Source organism: Antricoccus suffuscus (genome assembly GCF_003003235.1).
Lineage (GTDB): Bacteria > Actinomycetota > Actinomycetes > Mycobacteriales > Antricoccaceae > Antricoccus > Antricoccus suffuscus.
In genome coordinates this window covers 552,885-565,697 of the sequence record NZ_PVUE01000001.1, presented here as the reverse complement: position 1 = coordinate 565,697, position 12,813 = coordinate 552,885, and the positions used below count along the sequence as shown (strand labels likewise).

At 65.0% G+C, this 12,813-nt stretch carries 12 protein-coding genes; 4 read left to right on the top strand and 8 right to left on the bottom strand.

Features of this window, described 5'->3' with window-relative positions; genetic code table 11:
* Positions 1 to 28: 28 nt before the first annotated feature.
* Together CLV47_RS02660 and CLV47_RS02655 are read right to left on the bottom strand one after the other, a co-directional pair.
* Entirely contained in the window at positions 29 to 613 is a 585-nt protein-coding gene (locus CLV47_RS02660) for a TetR/AcrR family transcriptional regulator (RefSeq protein ID WP_106347425.1), read from the bottom strand.
* Entirely contained in the window at positions 606 to 1,412 is an 807-nt protein-coding gene (locus tag CLV47_RS02655) for an alpha/beta fold hydrolase (protein WP_106347424.1), read from the bottom strand. The genes CLV47_RS02660 and CLV47_RS02655 overlap by 8 nt, the downstream gene beginning before the upstream one ends.
* 113 nt (positions 1,413 to 1,525) lie before the next feature.
* Here CLV47_RS02655 and CLV47_RS02650 point away from each other — a divergent pair, with 113 nt between their 5' ends.
* Positions 1,526 to 3,175, top strand: a complete 1,650-nt coding sequence (locus CLV47_RS02650) for an FAD-binding dehydrogenase (RefSeq protein ID WP_106347423.1) — start codon at positions 1,526 to 1,528, stop codon at positions 3,173 to 3,175.
* 311 nt (positions 3,176 to 3,486) lie between these two features.
* Here the strand turns inward: CLV47_RS02650 and CLV47_RS02645 are convergent, their stop codons facing one another.
* Both CLV47_RS02645 and CLV47_RS02640 read right to left on the bottom strand, forming a co-directional pair.
* On the bottom strand, positions 3,487 to 3,957 hold the full coding sequence (locus tag CLV47_RS02645; RefSeq protein WP_106347422.1) for a tRNA (cytidine(34)-2'-O)-methyltransferase: 471 nt from the start codon (positions 3,955 to 3,957) through the stop codon (positions 3,487 to 3,489).
* A 2-nt stretch (positions 3,958 to 3,959) separates the two neighbouring features.
* Entirely contained in the window at positions 3,960 to 6,230 is a 2,271-nt protein-coding gene (locus tag CLV47_RS02640; protein WP_202862340.1) for a HelD family protein, read from the bottom strand.
* Positions 6,231 to 6,440: 210 nt separating this feature from the next.
* On the opposite strand from CLV47_RS02640, the gene moaA reads away from it, so the two are divergent.
* Both moaA and CLV47_RS02630 read left to right on the top strand, forming a co-directional pair.
* Positions 6,441 to 7,481, top strand: coding sequence for a GTP 3',8-cyclase MoaA (gene moaA, locus CLV47_RS02635; RefSeq protein WP_202862339.1), 1,041 nt, complete (start codon positions 6,441 to 6,443; stop codon positions 7,479 to 7,481).
* A 4-nt stretch (positions 7,482 to 7,485) separates the two neighbouring features.
* Positions 7,486 to 7,728, top strand: a complete 243-nt coding sequence (locus tag CLV47_RS02630; RefSeq protein WP_106347501.1) for a MoaD/ThiS family protein — start codon at positions 7,486 to 7,488, stop codon at positions 7,726 to 7,728.
* Positions 7,729 to 7,754: 26 nt separating this feature from the next.
* Here CLV47_RS02630 and CLV47_RS02625 read toward each other — a convergent pair whose 3' ends face one another.
* The gene (locus tag CLV47_RS02625; protein ID WP_106347420.1) at positions 7,755 to 8,522 is read right to left on the bottom strand and encodes an enoyl-CoA hydratase/isomerase family protein; all 768 of its coding nucleotides are present in this window, start codon (positions 8,520 to 8,522) and stop codon (positions 7,755 to 7,757) included.
* Positions 8,523 to 8,641: 119 nt separating this feature from the next.
* Positions 8,642 to 9,691: a molybdenum cofactor biosynthesis protein MoaE gene (locus CLV47_RS02620; RefSeq protein WP_106347419.1), complete on the bottom strand. Its 1,050-nt coding sequence runs from the start codon at positions 9,689 to 9,691 to the stop codon at positions 8,642 to 8,644.
* Between the two features lie 367 nt (positions 9,692 to 10,058).
* On the opposite strand from CLV47_RS02620, the gene CLV47_RS02615 reads away from it, so the two are divergent.
* On the top strand, positions 10,059 to 10,592 hold the full coding sequence (locus CLV47_RS02615) for an AAA family ATPase (protein ID WP_106347418.1): 534 nt from the start codon (positions 10,059 to 10,061) through the stop codon (positions 10,590 to 10,592).
* On the opposite strand, the gene CLV47_RS02610 is transcribed toward CLV47_RS02615, so the two are convergent.
* Positions 10,589 to 12,100, bottom strand: coding sequence for a DHA2 family efflux MFS transporter permease subunit (locus CLV47_RS02610; RefSeq protein ID WP_106347417.1), 1,512 nt, complete (start codon positions 12,098 to 12,100; stop codon positions 10,589 to 10,591). The genes CLV47_RS02615 and CLV47_RS02610 overlap by 4 nt on opposite strands.
* Positions 12,097 to 12,735 (bottom strand): PadR family transcriptional regulator, encoded by a 639-nt coding sequence (locus CLV47_RS02605; RefSeq protein WP_106347416.1) that lies wholly within the window; start codon positions 12,733 to 12,735, stop codon positions 12,097 to 12,099. Before CLV47_RS02605 ends, CLV47_RS02610 begins: the two co-directional genes overlap by 4 nt.
* Positions 12,736 to 12,813 lie beyond the last annotated feature (78 nt).

The window sequence follows — 12,813 nt, the reverse complement described above, 5'->3', positions numbered from 1 at the left end:
CGCCGCCCCAAATCTAACCCGTCTGTGGCTAGCCCGCACGACGCCGCTTTTGCGACGACGCGGAAAGCCCCTTGTCCAGCAGTCGTACGGCGTACCGGAACGACTCGTCTACGTCTTGCGGCATTTCGAAGCCACCCGCGATCTCCAACGCCACGTATCCGTGCAGCAGGCTGCGTACTGTCCGAACCGCGTCGATCTGCCGATCGTCGCTCAGGCCGTAGCCACGGAGCACCGCGGCCAACATCGCCACGGCGGACTCGGCCACCTGCAGGTGCTCGGAGTCATCGGCCGCGGGCACGACCTGCGTCGCCGGGTAGATCCCCGAATGTTCGATCGCGAAGGTCCGGTACGCCGCCGCCATCGCGAGGAAGGCCTCAGACCCGGACTTGCCTACCGCGGCGTGGGTCGCCGCGGAGGTGAGCTCCCGCGTGGCGGCGATCGCGATCGAACGCCGCAGCCCGTCCAGGCCGCTCGCGTGCTTGTAGATGTTAGGCACGCTCACGCCGAGATGCCGGGCGACGTCCGCGACGGTAAACCGATCGAAGCCGACCTTCGCAGCGACGTCGTACGCCGCACGCACCACGATCTCGCGCGACAAAGCTGCCTTAGGCATTGCCGGTGACCTCCGCGATGAAGTCGCCGACCGCGGGCGACACGACGTCGGGAAACTCCGCCATCGGGTAGTGCCCCGCCCCGTCGACCATCACGAGTCGACCGTCGGTCTGCTCCACGACCCACTGCGCTTCCATCCGCGGATCCGGCCAGTCCTGGTCCTTCGATCCCATGACCACCAGCGTCGGCACCGTCACCCGTGCGATGCGCTCCTCGGCGGGGCGGTGCGTCGTACGCGTCGTCTTTACGAAGGACCGCCAATGCTCGCCACGCTCCATCGATGACTTGATGTCCGCGATGTGGCTGTTGAGGTCGGCCGGTGGCGCACTCGGGAAGGACTTCTTAAAGTAGGAGCGCCATGCCGCCGGCCCCCAAGGCTTCACGAGCAGTGCGGTCATCGCCGCCCGCGACACCCAATTGACCAACGGATCGCGCACAAACGGGCCTAGCAGGGCGAGTCCGTTAATTGTCGTCGGCGCCTCGACGCTGGCCCACACGGCTGCTCCCGCTGCCATCGAGTTGCCGACCACGATCGCCGGACCGCCGAGGGCCTCGATCACCGCGAGGATCGCCTTTCCGAGGTTGACGTCGTCGTACGCCGCAAACCCGTCGCTGCTCTCGCCATGCCCCGGCAGGTCCATACAGGCCACCCGAAATCCGCGCTGGACGAGCGCGGGGGCGAGGAACCGGTACGACGTACGCAGGTCACCCATGCCCGGCACGCAGAGGACGAGCGGGCCCTTGCCGTCGACCGAGTACGCGACTCGGCCGCCTTCCACCTCAACATAGTTAGTAGTCATAACTCTTAGGTTAGTACTATTAACTTCATTGCGCAATACGCGAACTCGACCGTGCACGATTGCCGGCTCGTTAGACTCGGCAGACCTGAACCCGACGAGAGATCGAGGTACTCATGGACGCCGACATCATCGTCGTAGGAGCCGGACTCGCCGGTCTGGTCGCCGCGGCCGAGGCAGTTGACGCCGGCCGCAAGGTGCTGATCGTCGAGCAGGAGAACGACCAAAACGTTGGGGCCCAGGCATTCTGGTCATTCGGCGGGCTATTTTTTGTCGACTCACCCGAACAACGCCGGATGGGCATCAAAGACTCTCCCGAACTCGCGCTGCAGGACTGGATGGGTACGGCGCAGTTCGATCGCCCCGAGGACTACTGGCCACGCAAATGGGCCGAAGCATATGTCGACTTCGCCTCCGACGAAAAACGTCGATGGCTACACGCGCAGGGCATGCGCTGGTTTCCGATGGTCGGCTGGGCCGAACGAGGCGGGTACGGCGCCATCGGACACGGCAACTCGGTCCCTCGATTCCACATCACCTGGGGCACAGGGCCGGGCGTCGTCGAACCGTTCGAACGGCGGGTGCGCCAGGGAGTCGACGCCGGCCAGGTCGAGTTCCGATTCCGGCACCAAGTCGACTCGCTCGTGATCGAGAGCGGCGGTGTCACCGGCGTACGCGGGACGGTCCTGGCGCCCGACGCGGCCGATCGTGGCGTCGGGTCGACCCGAGGGTCGGCAGGCGAGTTCGAGCTGACCGCGCAAGCGGTCATCGTCAGCTCCGGAGGCATCGGCGGAAACACCGACCTGGTGCGGAAGTACTGGCCCTCGTCACTTGGCAGTCCGCCCGATTCGATGGTGTGCGGCGTACCCGCTCACGTCGACGGCCGGATGCGCGAAATCGCCGCTGATGCCGGCGCTCATCTGATCAACGCCGACCGCATGTGGCATTACGTCGAAGGAATCAAGAACTGGAACCCGATCTGGGCCAACCACGGCATCCGCATCCTGCCGGGGCCCTCGTCGCTTTGGCTCGATGCCACCGGCAAACGGCTACCGGTGCCACTGTTCCCCGGCTTCGACACCCTCGGGACCCTCAAATACCTGCGCACCACCGGGCACGACTACAGCTGGTTTATTCTCACGCAGAAGGTGATCGAGAAGGAGTTCGCGCTCTCTGGCTCGGAGCAGAATCCGGACCTGACGGGCAAGGACGTCCGCATGACGCTCAAGCGCGTGCTCCCTGGCGCGCCCGGCCCCGTGGAGGACTTCAAGAAGCACGGCGCCGATTTCATCGTCGCGGACGATCTCGACGACTTGGTACGCCGGATGGCCGAGCTCGGCGGCGGCGATGTGCTGGACGCGGACCGGGTGCGGGCAGAGGTCGTCGCGCGCGACCGCGAGATGGACAACGACTTCACCAAGGACCTGCAGATCGCGGCGCTGCGCAGCGCGCGGTCCTATCGCGGTGACAAGCTCGGGCGGGTCGCCACGCCGCACAAATTCCTCGACCCCAAAAATGGACCGCTGATCGCCGTACGGCTGCACGTACTCACCCGCAAGTCCCTCGGTGGGCTGGAGACGAACCTCGACGGCCAAGCGCTCGGGACGGACGGCGTACCGATTGACGGCCTGTACGCCGCGGGCGAGGTTGCCGGGTTCGGCGGCGGCGGAATGCACGGCTACCGGTCGCTCGAGGGGACGTTCCTCGGCGGCTGCATCTACTCCGGTCGGCAAGCCGGCCGGGCCGCCGCCCGCGCAACCGCCTAGCCCCGCGATCCGTCACAAAATCTGCGGCGATCCGTCACAAAATCCCCGGCGATCCGTCACCCCCGCGCCGTACGTCCGGCTTGACTCGCCATCCAAGCAGGCTGAATACGGAAGGAGCCGCCTCGGTCCAGTTTCGCTCCGCGTCACCGGGATTCAGCGCGATCGTCACATTTGTTACGTAATGCAGCGCGGAACGGGAGGAACCTGTTGGAAATAGCACAAATGTACGGTCATGCGGGTTGATCGAGATTTTGTGACGGACCGGACCGGATTTTGTGACGGACCGGACCGGATTTTGTGACGGATCGCGGTTAGGGAGTGGCGAAGTCGAGCTGCCGCCAAGCCTCAAAAATCGCGACCGCGGCGCAGTTGCTCAAGTTGAGCGATCTGCGGGCCGGCAGCATCGGCAGCCGCACCCGCTCGTCGATCGCCGGGTGCGCGAGCACCTCGGGCGAAAGGCCGTCGGACTCACGCCCGAAGAGCAATACATCCCCTGGCGCATAGGTGATATCGGCGTACGACGTCGTCGCGTTGCGGCTAAACGCGATGATCCGAGCAGGCTGCAACGCGGCGAACGCGGTGTCCGCATCCGGATGAGTGAAGACGTTGGCGAGATCGTGGTAGTCCAGCCCCGCCCGCCGCAACTGCTTGTCTTCGAAGCTGAAGCCGAGTGGCTCGATCAGGTGTAGCTCCGACGGCGTGCACGCCGTCAGTCTGATCGCGTTGCCTGTGTTGCCGGGGATTTCCGGCTGCCAGAAGGCCACTCGGATGAGCGCACTCACGCTCAATCCCACAACGACGGCTGGGCGGCGTACCGCTCGCCCGTGTCGTCCTCGTCGGGCACGGCCGGGGTCTCGACCCCGGAGGCAGCGTCGCGCGGCAGCCAGTCGGCGGTCCGCCCAATCGTCACGAGTCGTTGCGTCGCTCGAGTCAGTACGACGTACAGAATCCTTGTGCCCCGGGCGTTTCCGCCTGCGATTTCGTCCGGCTCCAGTACGACGACCCCGTCGTATTCCAAGCCTTTGGCGGACAGCTCGTCGACGACGGACACCCGCTCAGCGTCGTACTCGGCGATCCAGTCCGCGACCTCGTCGCATCGTGCCGCGGGTGCGATGACCGCGACGATGCCCTCGACGTCGTCGAGCAGCCGGCGTACCGCATCGCCGGTCGCCGACCGCAATTCGTCGGTGATGACGTGCTCGGGCTCGAATCCGGTGGAACGTACGGCGTCGGGGAGGTCCGCGTCCGGTACGACGGCCCGAATGACATCTGCCGCGAGCCGGAAGACCTCCGCCGGGCTGCGATAGTTGGTGTCGAGGTGGAACTCGCGGCGGGTGCCCTTGCCCATCGACTCGAGCATGGCGGCGTGCGCCTCGGCGGGATTGCCCCACGAGCTCTGCGCGACGTCGCCGACGACGGTCCACGACGCGAACCGTCCGCGACGACCGACCATCCGCCACTGCATCGGCGACAAGTCCTGCGCCTCGTCGATGATCACGTGGCCGTAACCGGCGTAGTTGTCCGGCCGGACCCGGGTGCCCGCAACGGCGTACTCCCGGTCAGCGGCGGTGGTCAGCTCTTCGTACTGCGCGAGGTCGAACTCGTCCCGCGGTGGCGGCGGTGGTGGGATTTCCCCCAGTGCGTCGCGGATCTCGTCGAGTAGGCCGATGTCCTGGACCGAGAAGTCGTCGTGCGCTGCCCAGTCTTCAGCCAGTAACGCGATCTCCTCGCGGCGCAGTGCCCCTCCTGCGCAGACCTGAAGAAACTGTTTGTCGCGCAACGTGTGTAGTACGTCGGCCGGCGTCCGCATCGGCCACCAGGCGGCGAGAAACTCGTTGTACTCCTCGCGGTCGCCGAGCTCTTCACGGAACTCCGAAAGGTTGCGCTCCTCCTGCACCCGCTCGCCGGCCTCGCGATAAAGCAGGTCGCTCAACGCGTCCTTGACCGCCCGGAACGACCGGTTGTACTTCCGGTTGCCGCGCAGGACGTTACGTCGCAGCCCTTTGAGTTGTGGTCCGCTCGCGACGAGCAGCTGTCCGCGATAGAGCAGCCGAAACTCTGACGGAGCCTCCGGTGGGATGAACCGTGCGGCGCGCCCCATTACCGGAGCAATCTTCGCGGCGCCCTTGATAGCGGCGATCTCAGGCGAATCGTGCCTGCTCGCGGCGTACCCGTCCACGAGTTCACTCACCGAGCGCAGCGCCGCGGAGTCCTCGCCAAGTGAGGGCAGCACGCGTTCGATGTAACGCATAAAGGTCCGCGACGGTCCGACGACCAGCACGCCGGTCGTCTCAAACTTGCGCCGGTCGCGATACAGCAGGTACGCCGCGCGGTGCAGCGCGACGACGGTCTTGCCTGTGCCTGGCCCACCCGAGATCAGCGTTACGCCGTCCGAGGGCGCGCGGATCGCCTCGTCCTGGTGCTTCTGGATCGTCGCCACGATGTCGCGCATCTGACCGGTGCGCGCCCGCGACAGCGACGCGATGAGCGCGCCGTCGCCAATCACATTCATGCCATCGAGCTCGGCCTCGGTATCGAGCAGGTCGTCTTCGACCGAGATTACTTTGGGCCCGCTGCAGCGGATGACCCTGCGCCGGATGACGCCAAGCCGGTCGTGGGCGGTCGCTTGATAAAACGGCGCGGCCGCCGGGGCACGCCAGTCCAAGACAAGCGGATCGTAGGTTTCGTCCAGTACGCCGATCCGCCCCACGTGGTGCACGACGCGGTTATCGAAGTCCAGCCGGCCGAAGACCAGCCCCTCGTGCTCGCGGTTGAGCAGATGCTTGCGACGAGACGCCACGTGCACGAACGCGTCGCGCTCAACAAGTCCGCCGAAACTTCCTGAACGTCCGCGGGCGAGCCCCTCGCGGGTGATCGCGTCAGCGTTGAGCAGCAGCTGCTCAACGCGCACGTTGACCTTGTCGACGTGCTCTTGTTCACGGGCGATCTCGATGGCCTCGGGGTCGACACGCTGCTCGGACGTCGGTACGCCGGGCGTATCAGTCGCATCAGCCGGCACCTCGGAGTGCTCGGGCGTGGCAGGTGACTCTGGCAAAGAACGCTGCTCCATGCTCGGTACGTCGTACGTGTGGTTCGGTCGTGAACCGCGCGCACATAAATAAGGCAAACGGCTCACCATCGTATCTCGTTTCACGGCGCCGACGCTGCCCCTTGTTACCCGCGGAACACTGCGCGGGGCGATTTGACCAGTCGTCCGATGCACCGGTGTGGCGGGAGTGTTGCCAAACGACCTAGAGTGAGCGTGATGTCTATTTCAGTGGATGCCCCGATGACGATCGACGAGGCCCGTAAAGCGGGCAAGCTCGTCGATACTTTTGGTCGTGTCGCCAAGGATCTGCGCATCTCCCTTACCGACCGATGCAACCTTCGCTGCACTTACTGCATGCCCGCCGAGGGGCTGCCGTGGCTGCCGAAAGACACGCTGCTCACCGACGACGAGATCGTCCGGCTAGCGCGTATCGCGGTTGAGCGACTTGGTATCGAAGAGATTCGATTTACCGGCGGCGAACCGCTGCTGCGACCGGGGCTGGTCAGCATCGTCGACCAGGTCGCCAAGATGACCCCGCGCCCAGATATGAGTCTGACGACCAACGCGCTCGGCCTGTCGAAAAACGCGCAGGCCCTCGCCGATGCCGGGCTCAATCGAGTCAACGTCTCGCTCGATACCCTCAATGACGTCACCTTTACGTCGCTGACCAGGCGCAACCGCTTCGCTGACACCATCGCCGGCATCGAGGCTGCGGCCGCTGCAGGCCTCACCCCCGTCAAGGTCAACTCGGTTCTGATGCGCGGAATCAACGACACCGAGCCCGCCGCGCTGCTGCAGTGGGCGCTCGACCACGGCTACGAGCTGCGGTTCATCGAGCAGATGCCGATCGACGGCGGACACGTATGGGACCGGCACACCATGATCACCGCCGAGGAGATCCTCGCCCAGCTTCAACCGTTGTTCGACCTGACTCCGGACCCCGCCCACCGTGGCGCGGCGCCGGCCGAAACCTGGCTGGTCAACGGCGGGCCGGCCAAGGTCGGGATCATCGGTTCGGTAACCCGGCCCTTCTGCGGTGACTGCGACCGCACTCGGCTGACCGCCGACGGCGACATCCGCAACTGTCTGTTCGCTCGCGAAGAGTCAGACCTGCGTACGCCGCTGCGGTCCGGCGCGACCGACGAAGAACTCGCCGAACAATGGCGCAAGGCCATGTGGGGCAAGCGCGCGGGGCACGGGATCGACGACCCATCGTTCCTGCAGCCAGCGCGCCCGATGTCGGCGATCGGTGGCTAGTTCCGTGACGATCACCGTGCGGTTCTTCGCGGCGGCCAGCGCCGCCGCGGGGACCGAAGAAGCCCAGTACCCGGCCAGCACCCTGCAGGAGTTCATCGACACGGCACTCGACAAGTACGGCGAGCCCATGGCCAAGTTAATGCCGTCTTGCAGCTTCCTTCTCAATGGCGTCGCGATGAACGACCGCGCGGCCGACCTACCGGCTGGCAGCACCCTCGACGTACTGCCACCATTCGCCGGCGGCTAAGTCTCACTCGACGCCGGGCCGTGTGCCTACCGACCTTTGAACTTCGGTTCACGGCGGGCGGCCGAAGCCGCGATACCTTCGCGGAAGTCTTCTGTCGTGCGAAGCCGTGTCTGCTCACGCAGTTCTATGTCGGTAGCGATACGCACTTGGTCTGCCAGATCACCGCGGAGGCTCTTGCGCGCGCTCACGACCGCAAGCGGGGCCGAGGCTGCGAGCTGAAGCGCCCTGGCTCGCGCGGCGGCCCGCAATCCTTCTTCCGGCACCAACTCATCACACAAGCCCATCGCAAAGGCTTCGTCGCCCTTTACCCGGCGCCCCGTCAGGATCATGTCGAGGGCCGCCTGCTGGCCGACGAGACGTGGAAGGGTCACAGTAAGACCAAACCCCTGATGGAATCCTAGTTGCGTGAAGTTGGCCGCGAAGCGCGACGACGGAGACGCCACCCGGAAATCTGCCGACAGTGCGAGCCCCAGACCGCCCCCAACGGCCGCCCCCTGCACGGCGGCAACGACCGGAGTTTCGGCGGAGAACAGCCGAACGGCTTCCTTGTATAGTTCGCCTCCTCCGGAACTACGAGGCGCCCCGTTCGACGATCGCGAGAAATCATTGCCAGCACAGAAGTGCTTACCCTCCGAACACAGGACGATCGCGCGACACTCTGGATCCTTGTCAAGCTTCTCGAACGTATCGGCGAGATCACTGATCAGCTCAACATCGAAGAAGTTCGCGGGCGGGCGGTGCACCTCGACGGTCGCGATGAAGTCGGCAATGTCAATTGTCAAATCAGTCGTCATACAAACCCCTTAAGCGAATCCGTGAGCAGTGCACGTGCGATTGAGCGGCGTAGCGTCCGGCAAAGTGGTCGTTATTGCGACCACTTTGGCGGACGCAACAACTGCCGGGAGTCCCGCGGTTAAGGGGCGTTGACCCACTCGTCGGTGCCGTCTTCAAAGATCTGCCGCTTCCAGATCGGCAACTCCGACTTCACCCGTTCCACGAGTTCGGCACACACCTCGAATGCTTCCTTGCGATGGTCGGCGGACACGACGCAGCCGAGCGCGACATCGCCAATCTCGAGCGGCCCCACTCGGTGCTGTACGGCGAGCGCGCGGACTCCTGCCGTGGCGGCGACCTCGTGCGCGATCTTCTTGATCGTCTCGTCTGCGGTCGGGTGAGTCAGGTAGTTGAGGTTAGTGACCGTGCGGCCCTCGTCGTGATCGCGCACGGTGCCCGAGAACGACACCACCGCGCCGGCTCGCCGGTCGCGCACCAGGATCTCGAGATACGACACGCTGACCGTGTCGTTGGTGACCTCGGCGCGTACGACGTCGGCGGGGATGAAGGTGCGCTGCCGGGCGGCGAGTTGCTCCGGCGTATCGAGGTCGACAGGCGAACCGAGACCATCGCACGCGACCCGCTGCACATCGCTACGACCATTGAAGTATTGCCGCGCACCGACGTCGCCGGTGACCGTTGATGCGATCGGCTCCCAGTGGTTACGACCGATGAGGGTCGGGTGCCCGATCTGACCGTCGTACGTCGCCACCACCAGAGCGTCCGGGGCGCTGTAGCGGGCGATCTTGTCGATTGCGTCCGGGCTGATGTCCGGTGTATCGACGAGTTGTACCACTGCCGAGTCCGGTTTGCTGTCGAGTTGAGCCAGCGCACGCATCCCGGCGCGCACAGAAGACGACATGCCCTCCTCGAAATCGGGGTTGCTCACGATGAAAAGCCGGCCATCGCCGATGATCTCGCGGACCTCCGCGCGCGCGGCGTCGAGCGACTTGCGGACATAGGACTCGCCGGCGCCGACGACCAGTACGACGTCCTCGCAGCCGCCCTCGCGCAGGATGCGCATCGAGTTGGTCAGCATCGAATGACCATTAGGAAGTCGAATAAGCGCCTTGGGCAGCCCCATCCGCTTGCCCATTCCACCAGCCAACAGCAGACCCGCGTATGTCATACCCGCCACCTCACAGAGCCACCGGTCGATTCACGGCAACCACCGGCCAACAGTTGACTCGCGTACGTCATACCCGACACCTTAGTGACACGACGACGAACGCATCCCAGCCACCTGCGCGTCGCGAGCTTGCGAGATTCATACTGGTCACCCTAGTCGCGCGATAACCGCTAGCATCAACATGCGTTGGTCCGGCTCGCCAGTCGCGCTCGTCCGCGTCTGCCACCGCACACCTCAACACTCTCGAAGTTGGCCATAATCCGGTCATTCCCGAGATTATGCGCCGCCGACCTGCTCATTCAAACCCGCTCGCTGCCCGCCGCAGCACGCCCGCACTCCACCACCATCGAAAAGGAGCCAGACCTGCATGCCCAACTACATCCTGACCGGTACGCCGGGAGCCGGAAAGACCGCCATACTCCGGCTATTGGAGCAACGCGGGTACGCCGTCGTCGAAGAGTCGGCCACGGATGTCATCGCGCTCGAGCAGTCTCTGGGCGCGTCCGAACCGTGGGCCGCGCCGAGATTCGTCGACAAAGTGCTCGCGCTGCAGCACGCCCGCCAGCAACGGGCGCCGGCCGGCGCGACGACGTTCTTCGATCGTTCTCCGGTATGCACCCTCGCGCTGGCGCGTTTCCTCGACGTACCGGCGCCGCCGGAGCTCACGGACGAGACCCGTCGCACCGACATCTACGACCGGACCGTGCTTTTCGTCCGCAATCAAGGGACTATCGAGAACACCGCAGCCCGGCAGATCAGTTACGCCGATTCGCTCGCCTTCGAACGACTCCATGAGCAGACCTACCGCGAGTGCGGATATCGGCTAATCGACGTGCCGGCCGGGCCACTGCCCTACCGCGCCGACGTCATCTGTGACGCGGTGGGGCTCCCGGGCAGTTAGCCGACCGGCGCGGGTTCGGCGGTCGATCCGGACGCCGCCGGCTTGCGGGACAGATGACCCGGCGCCGTGAAGCACAGAACGGCGATCAACCCGATCACCAGAACTCCCGCCGGAAGCAGGATCGAGTGCGCCATTGCCGTACTGAACCCTTCGTGCAGGAACGCGGGAAGCTTCGCGACGCCCCCCTCGCCACGCACGCCACCCGGCGAAGCGGGCAGGTTAGCCGAGATCTGCGCATCCATGAGTACGGCGATGCCAGCACTGCCGAGCACCGCGCCGAACTGCCGCGTCGTGTTGTAAATGCCCGCGCCCGCACCGGCCTGATGCATGGGCAGGTTGCGCGTCGCCGTACTGCTCAGCGGCGCCCACATGAAGCCGTTCGCCACACCGATCAAGGCGATCGGCAGTAGCAACTTCCAGATCGCGACTCCGGGAGTCATCACCATTGCCAGCCACACCAACGCGACCGGGAAGCACAGCAGCCCGAAACCGGCCACGTAGCGCGGATGCGCACGATCGGTGAGCTTGCCGACGTACGGCGAAAGCCCGCCCGAGATGACCGCCATCGGCACCATCAACAAGGCCGCACGGGTCGGGCTGAGCCCGAGTACGCCCTGCGCGAAGAGCATCAGCGGAAAAGCCATCGCCGTGATCGAGAAACCCACTGCGGTGATGGCGACGTTGGCCAACGAGAAATTGCGGTCCGAGAAGAGCTTCAGCGGCATCAGCGGCTCCTTGCGGTTGCGCGCCTGCCACACCACAAACAGCACGAGCACGACGACGCCCGCAATGATCAACGACCACACCCATACGTTCCAGTCGTACTTCTGGCCTTCCTGGATGCCGAACACGACCATGAAGAGTCCGACCGCACTGAGCGCGACGCCGAGCCAATCGAATCGATGCACGTGCGTCGGCAGGTTGGGCACCAGCCGCATCGCCAGCACAAAGGCGATCACGCCGATCGGCACGTTGATGAAGAAGATCCACTCCCAGCCGAGCGAGTCGATGAGTACGCCGCCGAGGATCGGCCCGACGAGCGTCGCGACGCCGGCCGTGGCGCCCCACAGGCTCATGGCCCGGCCGCGCTGGTCGGCCGGGAAGGTCCGGGTGATGACTGCCATCGTCTGCGGTGTCATCATCGCCGCGCCGAGGCCCTGGAAGACCCGCGCGATGATAAGCATCTCGATCGACCCGGTCAGTCCGCACCACAACGACGAGAGCGTAAACAGGGTGAGCCCGATTAGATAAACCCGCTTGGGCCCGAACCGGTCACCGAGTCGCCCGGTGATCAGTAGCGGCACGGCGTACGCCAGGAGGTAGGCGCTGGTCACCCAGATCACGGCGTTGACGTCACTGTGCAGCCCGTCCATGATCGCGGGAGTGGCCACCGAGACGATGGTCGTGTCCACCAGGATCATGAAGAATCCGATGACGAGCGCCCATAGTGCGGGCCAGGCGCTGGGCGCCTTGACCTCAGGTGGTGTCGCTTCTACTTGCGAGGTCATTGATCTACTTCTTTTCCGTTCGTTGATGTAGAGGCCGCAGCAGTGGGCGAAGCGGCGCATGCCGCCGGATCGTCGTACGGCCAGGGAAGTTCGTTGTTTTCGAGTCGTTTGATGAGGCGCCGAAGTAGCCGGACCTCCGTCTTCCGCAGCTCAACGACGTAGTCGCCTTCCAGCCAAAATGCCTCAGGCACACCCCGCGCTCGAGGGCCTTCGAGCGCGTGCGTGATTCCAGAGATGTCCGTTTCGATCAGCGCTACTCGATCACTGAGCAACTCGATGACCTCCTCACGCGGCAAGTTGTGCGCCTCCGCCAGCGCGACCGGGAACTGCGGATATTCGTTGACCGGCGTACGCAACATCTCGCGGACGCCCGCGGACAGCCTCTCGGTGCCCTCGGGCGTGATGCAGTACGTCGTACGTTCTGGACGTCCACCATCTCGCTCGGTACCGACAATTTTGACCAGTTCTAGCTCGGTAAGCCGGTCGACAGTGTGGTAGAGCGAGCCGGGGCGGACCTTGATCAGGAAGTCTTCGCGACGATCGAGTAACAGCTGATACATCTCGTAGGGATGCATCGGACGCTCCAGCAGTAGCGCAAGCACCGCGATCCCCAGGGTCGTCGGCTTCGTCCCCATCACTTAAACCTCCGCGTCGACTATTCCGCATGGAATACTACGCGCGGACTATCGCCGCGCGCAATGCGGATTTACGTC

What these genes read in the sequence shown, in the direction of transcription:
- CLV47_RS02655 (WP_106347424.1), bottom strand. Translation starts at nt 1,412, where the DNA reads ATGACTACTAACTATGTTGAGGTGGAAGGCGGCCGAGTCGCGTACTCG.
- CLV47_RS02605 (WP_106347416.1), bottom strand. Translation starts at nt 12,735, where the DNA reads ATGGGGACGAAGCCGACGACCCTGGGGATCGCGGTGCTTGCGCTACTG.
- CLV47_RS02660 (WP_106347425.1), bottom strand. Translation starts at nt 613, where the DNA reads ATGCCTAAGGCAGCTTTGTCGCGCGAGATCGTGGTGCGTGCGGCGTAC.
- CLV47_RS02610 (WP_106347417.1), bottom strand. Translation starts at nt 12,100, where the DNA reads ATGACCTCGCAAGTAGAAGCGACACCACCTGAGGTCAAGGCGCCCAGC.
- CLV47_RS02625 (WP_106347420.1), bottom strand. Translation starts at nt 8,522, where the DNA reads ATGACGACTGATTTGACAATTGACATTGCCGACTTCATCGCGACCGTC.
- CLV47_RS02615 (WP_106347418.1), top strand. Translation starts at nt 10,059, where the DNA reads ATGCCCAACTACATCCTGACCGGTACGCCGGGAGCCGGAAAGACCGCC.
- moaA (WP_202862339.1), top strand. Translation starts at nt 6,441, where the DNA reads ATGTCTATTTCAGTGGATGCCCCGATGACGATCGACGAGGCCCGTAAA.
- CLV47_RS02650 (WP_106347423.1), top strand. Translation starts at nt 1,526, where the DNA reads ATGGACGCCGACATCATCGTCGTAGGAGCCGGACTCGCCGGTCTGGTC.
- CLV47_RS02620 (WP_106347419.1), bottom strand. Translation starts at nt 9,691, where the DNA reads ATGACATACGCGGGTCTGCTGTTGGCTGGTGGAATGGGCAAGCGGATG.